At 68.0% G+C, this 20,300-nt stretch carries 18 protein-coding genes and 1 tRNA gene; 1 reads left to right on the top strand and 18 read right to left on the bottom strand.

Going from position 1 to position 20,300, the window contains the following annotated elements; all coding sequences use genetic code 11:
• Window positions 1-37: 37 nt before the first annotated feature.
• The 6 genes from HMPREF1868_RS03225 to HMPREF1868_RS03200 form a co-directional block, all read right to left on the bottom strand.
• Window positions 38-853 (bottom strand): energy-coupling factor ABC transporter ATP-binding protein, encoded by an 816-nt coding sequence (locus tag HMPREF1868_RS03225; protein ID WP_062530285.1) that lies wholly within the window; start codon window positions 851-853, stop codon window positions 38-40.
• A complete protein-coding gene (locus HMPREF1868_RS03220) occupies window positions 850-1,707 on the bottom strand; it encodes an energy-coupling factor ABC transporter ATP-binding protein (RefSeq protein WP_062530283.1) in 858 nt (285 codons plus the stop codon). The genes HMPREF1868_RS03225 and HMPREF1868_RS03220 overlap by 4 nt, the downstream gene beginning before the upstream one ends.
• Window positions 1,695-2,489: an energy-coupling factor transporter transmembrane component T family protein gene (locus HMPREF1868_RS03215; RefSeq protein ID WP_062530281.1), complete on the bottom strand. Its 795-nt coding sequence runs from the start codon at window positions 2,487-2,489 to the stop codon at window positions 1,695-1,697. Before HMPREF1868_RS03215 ends, HMPREF1868_RS03220 begins: the two co-directional genes overlap by 13 nt.
• A 79-nt stretch (window positions 2,490-2,568) precedes the next feature.
• Entirely contained in the window at window positions 2,569-3,168 is a 600-nt protein-coding gene (locus tag HMPREF1868_RS03210) for an ECF transporter S component (protein WP_009279368.1), read from the bottom strand.
• Window positions 3,169-3,250: 82 nt separating this feature from the next.
• The gene (locus tag HMPREF1868_RS03205) at window positions 3,251-4,045 is read right to left on the bottom strand and encodes a nucleoside phosphorylase (RefSeq protein ID WP_062530279.1); all 795 of its coding nucleotides are present in this window, start codon (window positions 4,043-4,045) and stop codon (window positions 3,251-3,253) included.
• 16 nt (window positions 4,046-4,061) lie between these two features.
• Window positions 4,062-5,816, bottom strand: coding sequence for a phospho-sugar mutase (locus HMPREF1868_RS03200; RefSeq protein ID WP_231782240.1), 1,755 nt, complete (start codon window positions 5,814-5,816; stop codon window positions 4,062-4,064).
• 316 nt (window positions 5,817-6,132) lie between these two features.
• Between HMPREF1868_RS03200 and HMPREF1868_RS03195 the strand changes: the two genes are divergently transcribed.
• Window positions 6,133-6,208 (top strand) — tRNA-Ala (locus tag HMPREF1868_RS03195).
• Window positions 6,209-6,409: 201 nt separating this feature from the next.
• Here the strand turns inward: HMPREF1868_RS03195 and HMPREF1868_RS09835 are convergent.
• The 12 genes from HMPREF1868_RS09835 to HMPREF1868_RS03140 all read right to left on the bottom strand — a co-directional run bounded on the left by HMPREF1868_RS09835 (window position 6,410) and on the right by HMPREF1868_RS03140 (window position 20,288).
• Window positions 6,410-7,114: a zinc-binding dehydrogenase gene (locus tag HMPREF1868_RS09835; protein ID WP_231782248.1), complete on the bottom strand. Its 705-nt coding sequence runs from the start codon at window positions 7,112-7,114 to the stop codon at window positions 6,410-6,412.
• Window positions 7,041-7,511 carry an alcohol dehydrogenase catalytic domain-containing protein gene (locus tag HMPREF1868_RS09830; protein WP_197414928.1) on the bottom strand — a complete coding sequence of 157 codons (471 nt, stop codon included), beginning with the start codon at window positions 7,509-7,511 and terminating at the stop codon, window positions 7,041-7,043. Before HMPREF1868_RS09830 ends, HMPREF1868_RS09835 begins: the two co-directional genes overlap by 74 nt.
• A 398-nt stretch (window positions 7,512-7,909) precedes the next feature.
• On the bottom strand, window positions 7,910-9,271 hold the full coding sequence (gene rpoD, locus HMPREF1868_RS03185; protein ID WP_062530277.1) for an RNA polymerase sigma factor RpoD: 1,362 nt from the start codon (window positions 9,269-9,271) through the stop codon (window positions 7,910-7,912).
• Between the two features lie 42 nt (window positions 9,272-9,313).
• Window positions 9,314-11,221, bottom strand: coding sequence for a DNA primase (gene dnaG, locus HMPREF1868_RS03180; protein ID WP_062530275.1), 1,908 nt, complete (start codon window positions 11,219-11,221; stop codon window positions 9,314-9,316).
• Window positions 11,218-12,318 carry a bifunctional riboflavin kinase/FMN adenylyltransferase gene (locus tag HMPREF1868_RS09700; RefSeq protein ID WP_062530274.1) on the bottom strand — a complete coding sequence of 367 codons (1,101 nt, stop codon included), beginning with the start codon at window positions 12,316-12,318 and terminating at the stop codon, window positions 11,218-11,220. The genes dnaG and HMPREF1868_RS09700 overlap by 4 nt, the downstream gene beginning before the upstream one ends.
• Window positions 12,315-13,244 carry a tRNA pseudouridine(55) synthase TruB gene (truB, locus tag HMPREF1868_RS03170; protein WP_062530272.1) on the bottom strand — a complete coding sequence of 310 codons (930 nt, stop codon included), beginning with the start codon at window positions 13,242-13,244 and terminating at the stop codon, window positions 12,315-12,317. The genes HMPREF1868_RS09700 and truB overlap by 4 nt, the downstream gene beginning before the upstream one ends.
• Complete coding sequence (locus tag HMPREF1868_RS03165; protein WP_082719497.1) at window positions 13,241-14,275, bottom strand: DHH family phosphoesterase; 1,035 nt, start codon at window positions 14,273-14,275, stop codon at window positions 13,241-13,243. The genes truB and HMPREF1868_RS03165 overlap by 4 nt, the downstream gene beginning before the upstream one ends.
• A gap of 7 nt (window positions 14,276-14,282) precedes the next feature.
• Window positions 14,283-14,705 (bottom strand): 30S ribosome-binding factor RbfA, encoded by a 423-nt coding sequence (gene rbfA, locus HMPREF1868_RS03160; RefSeq protein WP_062530270.1) that lies wholly within the window; start codon window positions 14,703-14,705, stop codon window positions 14,283-14,285.
• Window positions 14,706-14,708: 3 nt separating this feature from the next.
• Complete coding sequence (gene infB / locus HMPREF1868_RS03155) at window positions 14,709-17,330, bottom strand: translation initiation factor IF-2 (RefSeq protein WP_009279378.1); 2,622 nt, start codon at window positions 17,328-17,330, stop codon at window positions 14,709-14,711.
• Window positions 17,331-17,378: 48 nt separating this feature from the next.
• Complete coding sequence (gene nusA / locus HMPREF1868_RS03150) at window positions 17,379-18,629, bottom strand: transcription termination factor NusA (protein ID WP_062530268.1); 1,251 nt, start codon at window positions 18,627-18,629, stop codon at window positions 17,379-17,381.
• Between the two features lie 25 nt (window positions 18,630-18,654).
• Window positions 18,655-19,134, bottom strand: a complete 480-nt coding sequence (gene rimP, locus HMPREF1868_RS03145; RefSeq protein WP_009279380.1) for a ribosome maturation factor RimP — start codon at window positions 19,132-19,134, stop codon at window positions 18,655-18,657.
• A gap of 251 nt (window positions 19,135-19,385) precedes the next feature.
• Window positions 19,386-20,288, bottom strand: coding sequence for a selenium metabolism-associated LysR family transcriptional regulator (locus tag HMPREF1868_RS03140; RefSeq protein WP_231782239.1), 903 nt, complete (start codon window positions 20,286-20,288; stop codon window positions 19,386-19,388).
• Window positions 20,289-20,300 lie beyond the last annotated feature (12 nt).

Genomic DNA, 20,300 nt, shown 5'->3' with positions numbered 1-20,300 from the left:
CCAGACGCAGCGACCTCTCCCCCGTCGCGCGTCTCCTCTAGGCGTGGGACCCGTGCTGGGATCTGTAGAAGTCAACGAATTCCTGCGGCGAGAGGAACAGCTCCTCGTAGCCCAGGGCATGGCAGAGCTGCGCCGTGGTGGGCTGCTCCAGCCGCGCGCGCTCGAGGACGTCCCGCTGCGAGAACACGGAGCGTGGGTCCGCGTCGAGGAGGACCTCGCCGTGCGCCATGGCGATGACGCGCTCGAAGGTCTGCGCCACGAAGTCCATGTCGTGGAGGATCGATATGACGACCTTCCCCTGGCACGACAGGTCCCGCACGATTCGGGCGAGACGCTCCTTGCCGTCATGGTCCTGCGCGATGGTCGGCTCGTCGAAGATGACCACGTCGGTGTCCATGGCGAGGATGGCCGCGATGGACACCATCTTGCGATCCGAGAGCCCCAAGTCGTAGGGGTTCACAGCCTCGTGGCCAGATAGCCCGACCAGCTCGAGGGCGGCGAGCGCTGAGGCCCGCGCCTCGCCCTCGCCCATGCCGATCTGGAGCGGCCCGAACATAACCTCGTCCAGCACGTTGTTCTTGAAAATCTGGTCGTTAGGATTCTGGAAGACAAAGCCGACGTGGCGCGCGAGCTCCGGGACGGAGGATCCGGCGATGTCGCGGCCGTCAAGCAGTATGCTCCCCGAGCTAGGCCTGAGCAGGCCCTTCAGGAGCTTCACGAAGGTCGTCTTCCCGGCGCCGTTCTGACCCACCAGGGCGCAGGAGCGCCCGTCGAGCGAGAAGTCGAGGCCCTTCAGGACCTCGGGACCCTTGGCATAGGAGAAGTGCAGGTCCCTGACGTCGATCTTGCTCATCGGACCTCACCGCCCTTTCCGCCCGCACCAAGCAGGCTGCGCGTCTCCTCGAGCGTGACCGGGTAGAGCCCGTCTGCGGAACGCACGCCGAGCTGCCGGCAGATCTGGGTGTAGGTCGGCGCGACGACGCCGTGCTCCGCGAGGTCGTCGCGCGAGAAGATGGCGCGGGGCGTGTCCATCGCCACGAGTCTGCCCTCGTCCAAGAGCATCACTCGGTCGCTGTACGCCGCGATCTTCTCAATCTTGTGCTCGACCATGACGATGGTCTTGCCCTGGGCGCGCAGGACGTCCACCGCGCGGAACACGTCCTCAGATCCCTGGGGGTCGAGCTGTGAGGTGGGCTCGTCCATCACGATGACCTCGGGTTCCATGACGATGATCCCCGCAAGGGCCATGCGCTGCATCTGGCCACCCGAGAGGTCGAAGGGAGCACGGTCCTTGTACTGGGCGATGTCCAGCAGCTCCATGGCCGCGTCGATGCGGCGGCGCATCTCCTTGGGAGGAACCCCGAAGTTCTCGAGCCCGAAGGCGATCTCCTCGTACACGGTGAGCTTCGATCCCGTCACCTGGTTGAAGGGGTTCTGGAACACGAGGCCCACCTTGCGGCAGAGCTCGTCCACGCTCGACTCCCGCACGTTCTGGCCGTCGATGGTCACGGAGCCTCCGTAGGCGCCGTGGTAGAAGTTGGGGACCAGCCCGAGCAACGCTTGCGTGAACGTCGACTTTCCCGCGCCGTTTCTGCCGATGACGCCCACGAACTCGCCGCGCTCTATCTGGCAGCTCACATCGTCCAGCGCGAGTCTCTTCGCGTCAGGGTAGCGATACTTCAGGTTTCGCACCTCTATCTGGGCCACGAGACCACCCCCACGATTCTCAGGACGAAGAATGCGACGCCGAGCGTGAGGAGGGCCAGGAGGGCGATCCGCACCGGACGGTCGGCAGAGCTTGGTACGAACTCGTCCAGGAAGGTCTTGCGCTCGTGCGAGTTGAAGCCGCGCACCTCGAGGGCGATGGACCGCTCGCGCGTGTCGGTGAACGAGCTCATGATCACGGGAGAGATGAGGGGGAGAAACGCCCTCACCCTCGTCCCCAGGCTTCCCTCGGTTTGCATGCCCCGGCTGCGCTGGGCGTCCGTGATGGTCGACGTGTGCTCCGTCATCTGCGGGATTATCTGGAAGAGCGAGACGAAGACGTAGCCCAGGCGTGGCGAGATGCCCCGTCTCACCATGGACTGCATCATGTCGGAGGGTTTCGTGGCGAGCACGAAAACGCAGAAGGCGAAGATAATGTTGAAGACGTTGAGGACGATTCCCAGGGAGTAGTCGAATCCCTCCCGGCGTGCCACCAGGGGCCCGATGCGGAAGAGCTCGGTGTATGCGCCGCCGCGGAAGAAGGTCTGGACGATCACGACAGTGAGGAGGACGAAGCCCGACACCGCGATGATGGGCCTTGACTTCGTCAGGATCTTGGAGCCCGCCAGGAGCGCAATGCTCAGGAGCATGATCGCCAGCTGTGGCACCGTCCCGCCCACGAGGGCAGGAAATGCGATGGCGACGACCACGTAGAGAAGCTTCGTCTCGGGCGAGAGTCCATTGAGGAAGGAGTGCTTCTCCTCGAACAGGCTGATGCTTTTCATGGTCACGGTTTCGATAGGGGTCCCGGCTGGGAACCAAGGGAACGGGGGCTCCCCGGGGGTTCCCGGGGAGCGGGAGGCGTTAGTCCAGGGACTCGTCCTTCGCCTGGTAGAGCGAGATGAGGCTCTTGGGCAGCACCTTGTAGATGCCGGCGGTGATGAAGAGCACCACGATCTTGTCGGGCAGGTCAACGATGATCTCGTCGACGGCGGAGGCGAGGAAGCCCTGCGAGCCCATGGCTGCGAATGCCGCGTCGCCCCAGACGTTGCCCGTGGAGCCTCCCCAGAAGGCCATGTTGAGCGGCGTCGAGATGCAGACCGCTACGAGGCCGGCGACGAGGCCGGCGACGAGGATGCCGGGCGCCTTGCGCATGTGACCGTACCAGGCCATGAGGCCCACGGCGATGCCGATACCCGCCTGGGTGAGCCCGTACACTGTAGAGATCGGGTCCATAGTGAGGCCATAGATCACGTTGGTCAGGAAGCCCGAGAGCGCCCCCACCACGGGCCCGGCCATGCAGGCCGAAAGGCAGGTGCCGATCGAGTCGAGCCACAGCGGCAGCTTGAGCATGCTCGCGAAGAGCTTTCCGACGTAATTGATGCCGATGGCCGCGGGGATGAGCACGAGCGACGCGGTGTTCAGCTTGAGCGACCAGGGACTTCCCTCTCTCTTGCTTGACATGGAACTTGCTCCTTTCGTATGCCAGATTCTGTCGGACGGGGCGAGGCGCCCCTCCGAATGAGCCGATTGCCCGATGCGGCCGCTACTCCCCCGCCTTGCGGTAGTGCTCGAGGCGCACGACCGTCTCGAGCGCGAGCGTAATCTCGTTCCTCTCGCCTTGGGCCGCCTTGTCCTCCGCGCCGGTGTAGGCGTTGATCTCGCTCGCGAGGTCGCCCCCGTAGAGCGAGACGACGTTCAGGATGGAGCCGCACCGAACCCTGCGCAGGCGTCCGATGGTGAAGAGCGCCGAGGTCTCCATGTCGGCTCCGAGCACGCCACGGTCGTGCCAGTAGCGGTCTATGTCCTCCTCGCGGTCGGTGTAGAAGCTGTCGTGGCTCCTCCCCAGCCCGACGTGGAACGGGAGGCCAAGCTCGCGGGCCGTCTGTACCTCAGCCATGAGTACATCGGTGTCGGGGACGGCAGGGTAGTTCTCGCCCACGTACGCCCTCGAGGCGCCGTCGTCGCGCACCACGCCGCTCAGCACGACGAGGTCGCCCATGCCCACCTCGGGCTGGAGGGCGCCGCAGGATCCGATGCGGATCATGCATTCGACGCCGACGTTGTGGAGCTCCTCGACGGCTATCCCCGTGGAGGCGCCGCCCATGCCAGTCGAGACGCACATGACGCGTACGCCCCGATAGCTGCCCACGATGCTCTTCATCTCCCGGTTGAACGCAATGTCCTGCACGTCGTCGAGGAACTCGCGCATGCGGTCCACGCGCGCCCAGTCTCCGGGCAGGATCGCATAGCGGGCCGCGTCCTTCCTCGTGCACCTCACGTGCGGCTGCGGCTGCCCCCGTGGGCACTGCCCCTCTCGTGGCTGCAGTTCGTCTCCCATGACCTCGTCCCCTTCCCTAGGCGCCAAGGAGCTGGCGCGTCGCCGCCTCGAGCTCGTCGAGGGCTCGGGTCGACTCATCCCGGCTGCCAGCGATCCCGAAGAGATAGCACTTGAGCTTCGGCTCGGTCCCAGATGGCCTCACCATGACCTTGCACCCGTCGTCGAGCCTCCATTCGAGGACGTCGGACGCAGGCAGCGTCTGCGATCGGTCGTCCCCCGGACCTCCCAGCTGCGGAAGGGGTTGGGGGTGGAGGTAGTCGACGGTGCGGGTCACCCCGCGCCCGGCGATGTCCCGAGGCGCGCCCTCGCGTAAGGCCCGCATCTTGGACGCCATGAGCGTGGCCCCCTCGGCGCCGGGGTACTGGAGGTTAAGCGTGCGGTTCAGGTGGAAGCCGTGCCGCTCGTACAGGACGTCCATGGCCTCGACGAGGTCGAGGCCCCTCTTGGCGTACCAGCCCGCCATCTCGACGAGGAGGGTGAGCGCCGTAACGCCGTCCTTGTCCCGCACGTAGGGGCCCGGCAGGTATCCGTAGCTCTCCTCGTATCCCATGAGCCAGCGCTCGGCTCCGCCCTGCCGCTCGAGGACGGCAATCTGGCCGCCGATGTTCTTGAAGCCGGTGAGCGTGCGACGCAGCTGGAAGCCGTGCTCGCGCGCGACGTCGTCCAACATGTCGGATGACACGATGGACGAGACGGCCACCTTGCGTGAGAGGTCGTCTCCCGCCTCCGCACGCGTCCGTGCCATCCAGTCCATGAGGAGGATGCCCACCTCGTCCCCCGTGAGCAGGACGTACCTGCCATCGTGGAGGACGGCGCTGCCCAGGCGGTCCGCATCGGGGTCGGTCGCCACGACGAGGTCAGGATGCAGCTCGTCCGCAAGGGAGAGCGCGAGCTCCAGGGCCTCGCGGAACTCCGGGTTGGGATAGGGGCAGGTCGTGAAGTCGCCATCGGGTTCCACCTGCTCGGGCACGACGGACACGTCGCTCACGCCGATACTCGCGAGCGAGCGTCTCACCAACTCGAGCCCAGTGCCATTGAGTGGGGTGTAGACGACCCTCGGTGGACGAGCCGGGTCGATCGAGCCAGGGACATGGAGCGCATGCACGCACGCTAGGAAGTCGTCGAGGACCGAGTCGTCGATCCAGCTGACGAGCCCCTGGGCAAGGCAGTCCTCGAAGGGCAGCCTCCTGGACCCGTCCAGCACGTCAATCCTCCCTATGGCAGTGGCGACCTCCTCTGCGACCTCGCCGGAGATCTGGCAGCCGTCCGACGCGAATACCTTGCAGCCGTTGTACTGGCGCGGGTTGTGGCTCGAGGTGACCATCACTCCGGCGGAGCAGCCCAGGCGCGGTATGGCAAAGGAGAGGGTGGGCACGGGCTCGACCCTGGGGTACATGAGTACCTCGATGCCATTCGCGGCGAAGACCTCTGCGGCGACGCGCTCGAATCGCTCCGAGTTGTTGCGCGTGTCGCGGCAGAGGGCGACGCGCGGACGCTTCCCGGGCTCCGCGTTGGCATTGACCCAGTCGGCGAAGCCCTGCATCGCCTGCGCGACCACGTGCACGTTCATGCGGTTGGTCCCCACGCCCATGACGCCGCGAATACCTGCGGTGCCAAAGGAGAGGTATCGATAGAAGGCATCGAAGAGCTCGTCCTCATGGCCTGGCGCGAGAAGCGCGCGTAGTTCCCCCAGCAGCTCTGGGTCGCGCTCCCTCGCCTCCCAGTCGAGCACCCGTCTCATGAGCTCGTCGCTGAGCATGTCGCCCCTCATCCCCCTGCTCCACGGCAACCAACCGAGCAATCGCCATGACATACTGTTGCGTCTGTGCATAAAATCCGGCAACTAATGAAACATAGTAGTGTCCTCGTGTTGTGACGAGGAAAAAATGTGTCGACGGTAGCGTTGGCCTGCATGAGCGGCACCGGGACGTGGCGAACGCCACCACGGCCTCCGCCACGTCAGCCATCAGAGCGCCCATCGGTGCGATTGTCATCCAGACGCTTTTTCGGGGTTCAACAAAATTTGTCAAAAAAGTCCTTGACCGACCTTTTCCCTTTGCTAATATAGCTACTGCACCAACGCGAACGGGGAATTAGCTCAGTTGGGAGAGCGCGTGACTGGCAGTCACGAGGTCAGGGGTTCGAACCCCCTATTCTCCACCATGTAGACTCGGAGCCAGGACTCAGGTCCTGGCTCTTTTGCTATCTCTGCGCCCAGGCGCGCATGCGGACCCGTCCCACCGCAGGCTGCCTGCCGCACATGCCCCCCTATTACAGGAAGGGGCCCGGAACCCCCGAACGGACGAGTCCCGAGCCCACGTCGTTATCGGCATCACGGCCTGGAGCCATGACCTCGTGGCAAGACTACGAGATTCTGAGCACCGCCTTGATGATCTTGCCGTCGTGCGAGTCCCGCAGGGCCTGGTCTATGTCCTTGAAGTCGTAGAACGAGAGGATGCGGTCGATCGGGAAGCGACCCTCCTTGTACCACTTGACCATCTGGGGGATGAACTGCTTGGGGTTGGACTCCCCCTCGCAGGTACCCCTCATGGTGCGCATGGGCATCATGATGTCAGCGCCGACCTCGAAGTGCTCGAGGGAGCCCGCGGCCGCCACGGGCAGGAAGGTGCCATGGAACTTGAGGCCCCGGATGGCGTTGAGCATCATGTTGCCGTTTCCGGAGGTATCCACGCTGATGTCGGCGCCACGACCGGTGATGTGACGGATCTCTCCCGCGATGTCCTCCACCTCGCGACGGTTGATGGCGTGCGTGGCTCCCAGTTCGCGAGCGAGCTCGAGGCTCCTTGGATTGCCTCCCACGGCGATGATGGTCTTGCAACCCACGACGGCAGCTCCCATGATGGCGCTCATGCCTACGGCGCCACAGCCAAAGACCGCGACCTGCGAGCTGGGGTCGGCCTGCCCGGCGTTGATGACCGCGCCGGCGCCCGTCTGGACGCCACACCCCAAGGGTGCGACGAGCCCCAGGTCAATGTCATCGTCCACCTTGGCCACCGACGCAGCAGCGGCCACAGAGTGGGTGGCAAAGGAGGACTGGCCGAAGAACATGCTCACGTCCCTGCCGTCCTGGTGCAGGCGGGTGGTGCCGTCGGTCGCCGCCACGCCACCGAAGTTGATGGGGGTTGAAGTTCTCGCAATAGTAGGGCTCCCCGTGCTTGCAGGCGTCGCAGCTGTTGTCGAAGGCGTAGGTGATGCCCACGTGGTCGCCGGGCTTGAGGTCCTCGGCGCCGGTCCCGACGCGCTCGACGATTCCGGCTCCCTCGTGCCCGAGGACGAGGGGAAGGGGGATGGGGACGCCCTGGCTGCGGCCGAACTCGTCGGTGTGGCAGATGCCGGTCGCGACGTTGCGGACAAGGACCTCGCCCGCCTTCGGCTCGTCCAGCTCGACGTCCTCGAGCAGGTAGGGTCCGTTGGCCTCGTGCACGACGTATGCCTTGATCTTCATGAGGTCCCCCCAAGGATCGGCACGATGCCGCAGGCGCATCCGTACGCCCGCGCGCGGTGCCCGTCACCCATTATGAGCGAACGCAGCCCCCGTGCTCCCCTGGCGCCCCTCTCCCCCGTCATCGACCCCCTGGCGTCCCGCCGGCGTTGCGCCGCCGCCCTGCCGGCATTCCACCATCGTTCTCTATGCCGTTCTCTGAAGTCGGCCGTGCAAACGCCCAGTTGGCGAGGCTATCGATTCAGCAAGTTGCATAGAGAACGAGAGCGCGGGGGAAGGGTGGGAGAAGGGCAGAGGGCGAAGCGGAGGCAGGGTGCATAGAGAACGCGGGAGCGGAGACGCCAGAAAAAGGCCCCCGCACTCGACGGGGGCCAGGTCGTTCTCCATGGGCGAGAGGAGCCTCAGTCCTCCATGTAGTCCTTGAGCCTGCCCGAACGGGAAGGATGCCGGAGCTTCGCCAGGGTCTTGCTCTCTATCTGGCGGATCCTCTCGCGCGTGACGCCAAACTCGCGGCCCACCTCCTCGAGGGTGCGAGGATGCCCGTCCTCGAGGCCGAAGCGGAACTTGATGACCTTGCGCTCGCGGTCGGCCAGGCTGTCCAGCACCTGCTCGAGCTGCTCGCGGAGCATCGAGTCGCTTGCCGCCTCGGGGGGCGCCACGGCGCTGGAGTCCTCGATGAAGTCGCCCAGCTGGGAGTCCTCCTCCTCGCCGATGGGCGTCTCTAGCGAGACGGGCTCCTGGCTAATCTTCTGGATCTCCCTCACGCGGTCGGCGGTGATGCCCATCTCCTCGCCGATCTCCTCGGGGGTCGGGTCGCGACCGAGGTCCTGGAGCAGCTGCCTCTGCACGCGAACGAGCTTGTTGATGGTCTCGACCATGTGCACGGGGATGCGGATGGTGCGTGCTTGGTCGGCGATGGCACGGGTGATGGCCTGGCGAATCCACCAGGTGGCATAGGTGGAGAACTTGAAGCCCTTGGTGTAGTCGAACTTCTCCACCGCGCGGATGAGGCCCAGGTTGCCTTCCTGGATCAGGTCGAGGAACAGCATGCCGCGACCCACGTAGCGCTTGGCGATGGAGACGGTCAGGCGCAGGTTGGCGCTGATGAGCGCCTGCTTGGCCTCGAGGCCCACCTGCTCGATGCGCATGAGGCGGCGCATCTCGGCGCGGGTGAGCTCTATCTCCCCGTTGTCCGCAGCCTCGAGCTTCTGCGAGGCCTCGGTGCCGGCCTCGATCTTCATGGCGAGGTTGACCTCCTCCGAGGCGGTCAGCAGGTCGACCTTGCCGATCTCCTTGAGGTACATGCGCACGGGGTCGCCCGTGAGCATGACTGTCGAGCTGTCCGTGCGGCGGGCGCGGGCGCGGGACGAGCGCTTGCGGGGCTTGCTCTTGGGGGCGGAGCGCAGGACCTCGTTGGCAGCGCGGGCCTCAGCGCGAGCCTCCTTGATGCCGCTGTCCTCGTCGTCCTCCTCCTCGTCCTCCTCGAGCTCGTCGTCCTCCTCGAGCTCGTCGTCCTCCTCGTCGTCGGAGTCGCCCTTGGGCCTGGCGGCCTCGCCGTCGCTCGTGATTTGGACGCCCTTGGCGCGCACCGCGTCATAGAGGTCCGAGAGCTCGTCGTCGTCCACGTCGAGCTCCCCGATGGCCACCTGGACGTCGTCCTCGGTCACCGACTTGGAGCCAGAGGCCTGCTTGACGAGCCTCCCGACGACCCCCTGGAGCTCGTCGGTGAGGTTGGGAGCGGTGCTGTTCTTCTTGTTTGCCACTGGTTTCCTTTCCACGCAAGGGCGTAGGGAATGGTACCCAATTTACGAACTCACTAACGACGAGATGCGCCTTCCTAGCTCGCCGATGCGCTTTTGCACGTCGGTCGCCCGCCTGAAGAGCTCCTGTGAGGACTCGTCGGGCAGCGAGGAGGCGCTCCTGAGGCGCGCCTTCATGGACCTGACGGCCCGCCTGCAGCTCCAGAGCTCGACCACGTCCAGGAGGAAGGACGCCTGGTCGGAGGCGCTCATGCCAGACACCAGCTGGAGCCTGCCTCCCGCCAGGAGCCGTGGGGCGTCGGCGACCATGGAGCTCGCGGCCGCCACCACCTCGGCGGGCGTCGCGCCCTCGGGCGTGGCGAGCATGGCCCAGGCCATGGACTCGTGGCGGGCATCGACCCACGAGAAGGAGGCGATGCGGTCGGCGTCGGGCCGTATCGCCTCGATGTCCTTCGCCATGAGCGAGAGGAGCTCCCGTTCGGCCGTGGCCTGCATGCGCTCGTCGCTCGAGAGCGCCGCGAGCGCGATGGGCGCGCCGGCCTCGGAAGGCCCGTCGTAGCCGGCATACGCCTCCGCGGCGGGCAGGTACCCGCCTGCCGGGGACGGGGCAGCGCCCGCCGTCGTGGGGACGCGCGTGCCGGCGCCGCCCGCGTCCTGGTTGCGCTTGCGCTGCGCCTGGCGATGGACGTGGCGCTTCGTCTCGTCCACGCTCGTCCCCAGGAGGTCGGCCAGCTGGGTCGCATAGCCGTCGAGGAGGATGGAGCCGTCCAGCGGGGCGAGAAGCGCCGCCATCTGGTCGAGCGCCGCCACGCGCCGGCCCGGCACGCTCAGGTCCACGCCGGCGAGGCGCTTCTCGAACACGAAGTCCATGAGGGGACGCGACTCGGCGATGCGCGCGCGAAGCTCGTCGGCCCCATGCGCGCCCAGGTACTCCGCAGGGTCCTGCCCGCCAGGAAGCACCACGCACCTCAGCTCCACCGACGTCTTGTCGATGTACTGGATCGCCCTCTCGGCCGCGCGCTGCCCGGCCTCGTCGCCGTCGAACATGCAGACGACCCGGGACTTGGCAAAGCGCTCGATCATGCGCACGTGGTCGAGGGTGAGGGCGGTGCCCAGGGCGGCGACGGCGTTGGTGATCCCCGCCTCGTGCATGGCGATGACGTCGGTGTAGCCCTCGCAGACGATCGCCTCGCCGCTCGCCACCATGGCCTCCTTGGCGCGGTGGAAGGCGAAGAGGTGCTTGCCCTTGTGGAAGACGCGGGTCTCCTTGGTGTTGAGGTACTTGGGCTTGGCGTCCGTGAGCACCCGGCCGCCGAATCCGATGGTGCGCCCCTGCTCGTCGTGGATGGGAAACATCACGCGGCCGAAGAAGCGGTCGCGCGGGCCGCCCCTCCCGTCCAGCGCGAGGTCGCAAGCGAGCATCTCCTGGGGGGAGAAGCCCTTGGAGCGCAGATGGGAGACGAGCTGGCCGTGCCCGGGGGCGTACCCCAGCCCCCAGCGCCGGCAGACGGTCGATCCGAAGCCGCGCCCCGCGAGGTAGGCGCGACCGGCGGCCGGCCCCTCTCCCCTGCCCCTCATGAGCAGGGTCGAGTAGAAGCCCTCGGCGGCGGCGAGGCAGTCGATGAGCCGGTTGCGCTTGGGGCCACTGGGACCGGCGGTCCTCTCCTCGCTGAGCTCGATGCCGGCGCGGTCGGCAAGGTAGCGGATGGAGTCCGGGAAGTCCAGGCTCTCGCGCTTCATCACGTAGGCGAAGAGGTCGCCGCCCTCGCCGCAGCCGAAGCACTTCCAGAGGCCCGTGGAGGGGTTCACGTGGAAGGACGGGCTCTTCTCGTGATGGAAGGGGCAGCAGCCCCAGAAGTCGGCGCCGCGGCGGCGGAGCTCCACCGTCTCTCCCACCAGCTGCAAGATGTCGGTCGCCTGGCGCACGCGCTCCTTGTCCTCGTCGGTGATCACGCCCCCACCCCCTCGAGGTCGGCGGCCCCTCCCAGCGTCACGGCGCGATCGCCAAAGTTGGCGCGTACCCAAGCTATGTTGCCCATGACGACCCGCTCGAGCTCCTCGAGGGAGTCGAAGGGGTGGGAGTCCCTGAGCCAGCGGCCGAACGAGACGTGGACCCTCCGGCCATAGAGGTCGCCGGAGAAGCCCAGGAGGTTCGCCTCCAGGAAGGGACGGTCCGCCTCGGAGAAGCTCGGAGGCGCCCCCACGTTGATCGCGGCGGGCCACGAGCGTCCCCGCGCGCTCACGAAGCCCGCATAGACGCCCTGGTCGGGCGCGCAGGCCTCCAGGGGGAAGCTGACGTTTGCCGTGGGGAAGCCGAAAGCGGTCCCCTCTCCCCTCCCGTGGACCACCACGCCGGACACGAAGTGCAGCCGGCCCAGGAGCCCTGCGGCGTCCTCGACGCGACCCCCTCGGACGAGCCCGCGCACGCGCGTGGCCGAGATGTGCTCGCCACCCGAGCGGGCGAGCTCGTGGCAGTGGGCGCGCATGCCGAGCGGGGCGGCGACGGCGGCGAGCTCCGCAGGGCCGCCCTTGGCCCCCCTGCCAAAGCGGAAGTTGCTCCCCACGTGCATGGAGACGGGACGCAGGGGTCCTTCGAGCGCGGCGGAGAGGAACGCGTCGTACGGCGTCGCGGCGAGCCTGGGGGTGAAGTCGAGCAGGAGCACGGCGTCCGTCCCCGCGAGGAGCAGGCCACGCACGCGGTCCATGGGTTCCAGGAGCCGAGACGAGGGGCGAGGCCCCGCAAGAAGCTCGGCCGGGTCGGGGTCGAATGCGACGGCCACGCAGGCGAGCCCGAGCTCGTCGGCCTCGCGGCGGGCATGCGAGAGGAGCTCCCGGTGACCTCGGTGGACGCCATCGAAGGCGCCGATGCAGGCCACGCAAGGGAGGGGGGTCCCGACGTCCATCCCGGCGCGTAGGAAGAGCCTGCCGCCCGGGACCGCGCGCACGGTCGGGGCAGGACGTCCGTCCAGGAGGAGGGAGTCCCTGACGAGCGTCGCGGCGTCGTCCCCGGCGAGGGGCAACGGATGCCCGAGCAGGCTCGGGGCGCTCATCGTGCCACCCCGTCTATGCCCTGGGGGAAGTTGCTCCCGCAGCGGAGCCATCCGCCCGACCGCTCCCAGACGCCCAGGAGCCTGCCGTCGCGCACGAGGCAGCAGGACTGGCCGTCAAGCACGTCGCCGCCGGAGGCGCGGAGGCGGCGGCCGCAGGCGACGTCGTCGAGCTCGTCCGCGGCAAGCTCGCGCACGGGCAGGCCCAGTGCGCGGCAGGGGTCGAGCCGCAGGTCGGCGAGGCCGGCGGCGCCAAGCTCCTCGAGGAGCTCCAGGCCCGCGCAATCGCCGAGGCCCACGTTGCCCGCGCTCGTGCGGCGCAGGCCCGAGAGGTGCGCGGCGCTCCCGAGCACGGCGCCGAGGTCGCGCGCGATGCTCCTGATGTAGGTGCCCTTGGACACCTCGAAGAGGCAGTGCCAGGTGAGCGGACCCTCGGAGCCGATGCCAAGGAGCTCGGCGCGCATGATGCGGACGTGGCGCGCCTCGAGCTCGAGGGGGCTCCCGGCCCGGGCCGCCTCGTAGGCGCGCCTGCCCCCCACCGAGATGGCGGAGAAGGCCGGGGGGAGCTGGTCGTGCTCCCCCACCAGGGACGCGAGGGCACGCGCCGCCCCATCGGGGTCGCGGAGCCGGTCGGGGACCTCCGCCACGCGCACGACCCGACCGTCGGCGTCGTCGGTGTCGGTCTGGCTGCCAAACTCGACCCATGCCTCGTATGACTTGGAGTCGGCCGAGAGGAGGCCGAGGAGGCGCGTCGCCTGCCCGATGCCCACGACGAGGACGCCCGTCGCCGCGGGGTCCAACGTGCCGGCATGGCCCACGCGCCTCTCGCCCACCGCGCGACGCACCCTGCCCACCACGTCATGGCTCGAGAGCCCCTGGGGCTTGTCGACGGCCACGAGGCAGTTGATCCCGCTCTGGCCGCGCCTCACTGGACCCCACGCCCGCCTTCGCTCGCGACAGGCGAGAAGAGGGCGACCAGGCGGGGAAGGGCGGCAGAGAGGACCTCGTCGAGGTCCGACTTGATGGTGAAGCCCGCGGCCGCGCGATGCCCCCCGCCGCCCAGCTCGCGGGCGATGCCCGAGATGTCGAGGTCGGACTTGCTGCGAAGGTTGCCCCTCACCCTGCCGTCGGGGAGCTCCTTGAGGAAGAGCGCCACCTCGGACCCCGCGACGCTGCGGACGACGTCGATGAGGCCGTCGCACTCGTCCGGGCTGGCCCCCGTGCGCTCGAGGTCGGCCGCGGTGGCGTAGCTGTAGGCCACCTTGCCCTCGGCAAAGGTGGTAATGCGCCCCATCACCGCGGACTTGAGGTGTAGGAAGGGCAGGCTGTAGTTCTGGTACACGTTGAGGGAGACCTCCGAGGGGGAGGCCCCTGCGTCCACCAGGAGCGACGCCACCGAGAATGCCTCGGCGTCAGCGTTCTGGTATTGGAAGCGACCGGTGTCGGTGGAGAGGGCGCAGAAGAGGCACTGGGCCATCTGCGGTGTGATCCGGACCCCCAGGTGGAGGGCGAACTCGGCGACGATGACGCCCGCCGCGGCAGCGTCGGGGCGAATCAGGGCGAGGTCGGTGTACGGCTCCTCGCAGGGATGGTGGTCCATTATCGCGCTCCGGCGGGCCCGCCTCATGACCGCCTCGCCGTCGTGCAGGCGCGCGACATCAGAGAGGTCCACGCTCACGAAGAGGTCGGGCGCCCCGTCGTAGTCCGCCGCATGGACGAGCGTGTCCGCGAAGGGCAGGAAGTCATAGAGCCTGGGAATGGGCTCGGGGTCCGCCAGGAGGGAGACGACCTCCTTCTCGGGCCACTTCGCCCTCAGGGCCGCGGCAAGCGCCAGGCCCGAGCCCAGGGCGTCGCCGTCCGGGTTGGTGTGCGCACAGATGGCGATGGAGCCAGCCGCCTCCATCGCCGAGGCGATGGAGGCGAACCTCTCCTCTTGTTCCGGATTGGATCTGATGTCCACGGGCTGGCTACTCCCCCTCGCCGTCCCCGGAGGGCGCGTCGCCCGCGGAAGACCCCACGGGATAGCCCTCCTCGTCCTTCTCCACCGCGAGCGTGCTGGGCACGTTCTCGAGGGCGCGTGCGATGCGTTCGGCCTCGTCGGCGGTCGTGTCGATCTGGAAGATGAGCTCGGGGGTGACGCGCCAGCCCAGGGCATGGCCCAGGAGGCTGCGAACGCGGCCCCTGGCCCGCCCGAGCGCGGCGAGCACCTTGTCGTAGCTCTCCTTGTCGCAGCTCACGTAGGCCTTGAGCACCGACTTGTCGACCGAGACCTCCACGCTGGTGAGGGCCACCAGCGCGAGATCGGGGTCGGAGACCTCGAAGAGGAGGATGCTCGCGAGCTTCTCGCGCGCGATCTTGTTGACGCGACGCGAATTCTGGTTCTGCTTCATCTTCTACTCCGTACGGGCGACTTCTTCGATGCGGTAGGTCTCGATGATGTCGCCGACGTGAATGTCCTGGAAGTTCTCGAGGCCCACGCCGCACTCGAAGCCGGCCTTGACCGACTTGACGTCGTCCTTGTAGCGGCGCAGGGACGCGAGCTTGCCCTCGTAGACCACGATGCCGTCGCGGACGAGGCGGCACTTGTCGTCGCGCGAGACCTCGCCCTCCTGGACCATGCAGCCGGCGGCGATGCCGACCTTGGGGACCTTGAAGGTGTTGCGGACCTCGATCGAGGCGGTCTGGACCTCCTGCTCGGTGGGCTTGAGCATGCCGATGCGCGCGGCGTCGATCTCTTCGATGGCCTTGTAGATGACGCTGTAGGTGCGGATCTCGACGCCCTGCTGCTCGGCGGCGACCCTGGCCTTCGCCTCGGGACGAACGCCGAAGCCGATGATGATGGCGTTGGAGGCGTCTGCCAGGGTGACGTCGGTCTCGGTGATGGCACCGACGGCAGAGTGGATCACGTTGATACGAACCTCGCTCTGGTCCATCTTGCCCAGCGAGTCGACGAGCGCTTCGATGGAGCCCTGGACGTCGGCCTTGATGATGAGATTGAGCTCCTTGACCTCGGAGTCCTCCATAGTAGAGAAGAGGTTCTCGAGCGTCACGTGCTTGACCTTGTTCTGCTCCTCGATGCGGGCCTTCAGCGAGCGCTCGTCGGCCAGGGCCCGCGCGTCGCGCTCGTCCTGGAAGACGCGGAACTCGTCGCCCGCCATGGGCACGCTCTGGAGGCCGAGCACCTCGACGGGGTCGGAGGGACGGGCCTCGGTGACGCTGTTGCCGCGAGGGTCGACCATGGCGCGAATCTTGCCGAAGGACATGCCCGCGACGATGGCGTCGCCCACGTGGAGGGTGCCGCGGCTGATGAGCAGCGTGGCGACCGAGCCGCGACCGCGGTCCAGCTTGGCCTCGAGGACGTTGCCCGAGGCGAAGGTGTCGGGGTTGGCCTTGAGCTCGAGCACGTCGGCCTCGAGCAGGACGGACTCCAGGAGGGTGTCTATGCCCTGCTTCTTCTTGGCCGAGATGTCGACGAACATGTTCTGCCCGCCCCACTCCTCGGGAATGACGCCGTACTCGGTGAGCTCCTGGCGCACGCGGGTGGGGTCGGCGCCCGGCTTGTCGATCTTGTTGACGGCCACGATGATGGGCACGTTGGCGGCCTTGGCGTGGTTGATCGACTCGATGGTCTGGGGCATGACGCCGTCATCGGCGGCGACGATCAGGATGACGATGTCCGTCACCTTGGCACCGCGGGCGCGCATTGCCGTGAAGGTCTCATGGCCGGGGGTGTCGATGAAGGTGATCACGCGGTCGTTGATCCTGACCTGCGACGCGCCGATGGCCTGGGTGATGCCACCCGCCTCGCCCTCGGCGACGCCGGTGTGGCGGATCGCGTCGAGCAGCGACGTCTTGCCGTGGTCGACGTGGCCCATGACGGTGACCACGGGCGGCCTGCCCTTGAGGGTAGACGGATCGTCGTAGAAGGTGAAGGAGTTCTCCTCCTCCTTGCTCATGACCTTGACGTCGCGCCCCAGGTCGTCGGCGACCAGCTCGATGAGCTCGTCCGACATGGACTCGGTGACGGTGAGGGGGGTGCCCAGGAGGAAGAGCCTCTTGATGATGTCGTTGGCGGCAATGCCCAGGAGCTCGGCGAGCTCGGCCACCGTGGAGCCCTGGGGCACCTTGACCGTGTCGAGCTGCGAGAGGTCCTGGTCGTTCTCGATGGCCTCCTGTATGCGCTGCTCCTCGGCCGCGGCCTGCTGCTGCTGCTTCCTGCGCTCCTTGCGCTTCTTGCGCCTGCCGGTGGACTGGCGGGCCTCCTCGATGGCCTCGCGGGCCTCGACGATGACGTGGCTCGAGCGCGTGAACTCCTCGGCCTCGCGGGCCATGCGGCTGTAGCGGTCCTCCTCCTGGCCCCTGCGCCCGCCCTTGCGGCCCTTGCCACGACCGCGGGAGTCGGCGGAGTCGGCGGCAGTGGCCGGCGCCCCGTCTCGCTGCGGGGCGGGGCCACGGCGACCCGGGCGGGCAGCGGACTCGCGCCTCTGCCCGCGCGACTCCTCCTTCTTCTTGGCGGCCTCCTCGGCCTGCTGCTTGAGCACCTGCTCCTGCTGGGCGATCTGGTCAAGGAGGCTGGTGAAGGAGGGCGCCATCTTGGGCGCGGTGTCCTTCACGCGGTTGCGCTCGGCCTCCTCGGCCTTCCTGCGCTCCTCCTCGGCACGCTCCTCCTCGGCCTTCTTGCGGGCTGCCTCGGCGGCGGCGCGCTTGCGCTCCTCCTCGGCGCGCTCGCGCTCGCGACGGGCCTCTGCCTCCAGGCGCTCCCTCTCGGCCTTCTCGGCCTCGATGCGCTCCTGCTCCGCCTTGGCCTCCTCCTCGGCCTTGCGCTGCGCCTCGATCTCGGCGGCGCGGGCCTCGAGGATGGGCTTGAGCTTCTTGCGGACGATCGAGACGTAGGCGTCCTCGAGCGTCGACGAGGGAGACTTTGCGGGGATCTTCATGTCCTGGAGGTGACCGAGCATCTCCTTGCTCGACATGCCGTATTCCTTTGCCAGGTCATGCACGCGGGTCTTTGCCATGTAACCAACCTTCTTACGTACGTTTGGGCGGACGGGGTGGGTGACCTCTTAGATCAGGGAGTCCGGGTCGTCAGAGACCGAGGCGTCCGAGAGCTCCTGGAGCTTCTCGTGGATGCCGCAGAAGCGGGAGCCGGGACGGGCCATGTTGCGGCACTGGATGCCCGTGGGTCCCACGTACTCGCAGCGGTGGCCCCCCTCCTCCGCCAGGATGTCGACGTCGTCGTGGGGCAGCTCGCGCATGACGTCGGCGGCAAGCGACTCGTTCTTGATGTCGATGTGCATGCCGGTGAGGCGGGCGGCCAGGCGGGCGTTCTGGCCCTCCTTGCCGATCGCCAGCGAGAGCTGGTCGTCGGGCACGATGACGGTGGCGTAGTTGTTGTCGTCGTCCACGATCACGCGCGAGACGCGGGCGGGCGAGAGGGCATTGGCGACGCACTTGGCGGGGTCGTCGCTCCAGAGGACGACGTCCACGCGCTCGCCGCGCAGCTCCGAGACCACGGTGCGCACGCGACTGCCCTTGGGGCCGACGCAGGCGCCGACGGGGTCGAGGCGGTCGTCCATGGACGAGACGGCCACCTTGGACCTCACGCCCGGCTCGCGCGCGACGGAGCGCACCTCGACGATGCCGTCATAGACCTCGGGCACCTCGAGCTCGAAGAGGCGGCGCAGGAGGTCCGGGTGCGTGCGCGAGACCACGATGGAGGGGCGCTGGCGCTCGGAGCGAATCGGGGGCTGCGAGCTGTTGGGGTCGCGCACGTCCACGATGATGGCGCGGATGCGCTGGTTGTGGCTGTAGCGCTCCCCCTGCGGGCGCTCGTTGCGCTCGTCGGGGAAGCGGCGCTGGTCGAAGTAGGGCAGCTCCGCCTCGACGCCCTCGCGAATCTTGATGAAGGCGAAGTCGGGCGTGGTCTGCAGCACCGTGCCGGTGATGATGTCGCCGATACGGTGCGAGAACTCCTCGAAGATCTGCTGGCGCGCGGAGTTGCGCACGATGTCCATGATCTCGCTCTTGGCGTGCTGGGCGGCGATGCGGGAGGCGTCCTTGGGGGTCACGTCCTCCTCGTCGAACTCGGTGTACTCGCCCGTCTCCTCGTCCATCGAGTCGTCGCGGGGGATGAGCTTGTAGACGTAGACCTTGCCGGTGGCGCGGTCGATGGTGACGCGCGCGCCCCAGTCGAGGTGCAGGACCTCGGTGTAGCTCTTGGCCAGCGACTGCTCGAGGCGGTCGATCAGGTAGAGCTCGTCGATGTGCTTCTCCTGGCAAAGCGCCATCAGCGCTTCCATCATCTCGGATGCCATGCTGCTTCCTCTCCTTGCCCCGGCGCTACGCCCGGTCGAAGTTTGGCTTGATCTTGCAGGACTTAATCTGGTCGAGCTCGAAGGCGAGCTCCTCTCCCTCGCACTCGACGCGCACGAGGGAGCCCTCGATGCCCAGGAGGCGCCCGGCGAAGCGGCGCCTCCCCTCCGTGGCGGCGGTGGTCAGCGAGACGTCCTCGCCCGCGAAGCGCTCGAAGTCGCGCGCGCGGCGCAGGGGGCGCGAGAGGCCGGGGGACGAGACCTCGAGGGTGTAGGAGCCCTCGATGGGGTCGAAGGCGTCGAGGGCCTCGTTGATCCAGCCGCTCTGGGCCGCCACTTCGTCGAGCGAGATCGTGGGGAGCCCCTCGTCCGCATGGTCGATGCGCACGCGGACCGTGGGAGCCTTGGCGGACCCCACGACCTCCACGTCCACGACGTCGATGCCATGGGGGGCCGCGGCCTCCTCCAACGCGGCGACCAGCCGCTTCTCAAGGTCAGTCGATGCCACCCTGTCTCCTTCCCGCCCTGCGGCGTCCCTGCATACCAAAAGGAAGCGGGGCAAAGACGCTGCCCCACTTCCTCGAACGTTCACGATTAAGCTCTGCACACTATAGCACGCCGGCGACGGGACGGGAGCGACGAGGCGGACCCACACGTTTGCTGCACTTTGGTGAGCGCCCGAGGTTGATTTGCGAAGTCAGCCGGACGCCCAATGACCGCCCGAGGACCACCGGGAGCCCGCCGGGGGGCACGGGCGCGTCATTCCCCCGCGAGGCGCTGCCGCAGGAAGTCCCTGAACGCCCGGGTTGGCTCGTCGAGCGCGGAGTTCCTGCGCCAGGCGACGTAGAGGGAGCGTCGCGAGGCCTGGCAGGGCAGCTCGAACTGCAGGAGCCTGCCCGCCTCCACCCCCGCCCTGGCCGCGCGGGACGACATCACCGTCACGCCGAGGCCCGCCTCGACGAGCTGGCGGATGGTCTCCTGGTCGTTGGTGCGCGCGACGACGTCGAGCCCCTCGCCCGTAAGCCCCAGCTCCTCCAGGATCCTGTCCATAGTGGAGCGGCTCCCGCTGCCCTCGCCCCTCAGGACGGTCCGCTCGCGCAGCAGCAGCTCGCGCACGGCCTCGGCCCCAGCCCCCGCAAGCGCGCGGAAGCGGTCCTCAGCGGGGGTGACGAGCACCATGTCGTCGGCACAAAGGGGCACGCACTCGAGCGAGGGCTCGTCTGCGGGAAGCCCCGTGAGGCCAAGGTCGAAGCTGCCCTCGGCGAGCCCCGAGACGACCTCGCGGCTGTCGTGCTGGAAGATCCTGAAGCGCGCGCCGGGCCAGGCACTGGTGAAGGCGAACAGCGCGTCGGGCAGGACGTAGGCCGAGGGGACGGAGGAGCTTCCCAGGTAGATGGCATTGCGCTCGCGGCTGCGCGCGTCCTCGAGCAGGCGGTCGCGCAGGGCGAGCATGGAGCTCGCCTGCTCGAAGACCCTGGCCCCCTGGGACGTGAGCTCGACGCGGCGGGCGCCCCTCAGCACGAGCGTGGTTCCCAGCTCCTCCTCGAGCGCCCTCAGGTGGGTCGAGATCGTGGGCTGGGACACGCCCAGGACCTCCGCCGCCCTCGTGAAGCTCTCGCAGCGCACGACGCTCACGAAGGACTGCAGCTGCCTCAGGTCCATGCCAGGTCCACC

Source organism: Olsenella sp. DNF00959, assembly GCF_001553055.1.
Taxonomy (GTDB): Bacteria; Actinomycetota; Coriobacteriia; order Coriobacteriales; family Atopobiaceae; genus Olsenella_I; species Olsenella_I phocaeensis.
This window is presented reverse-complemented; position numbering and strand designations above follow the sequence as displayed.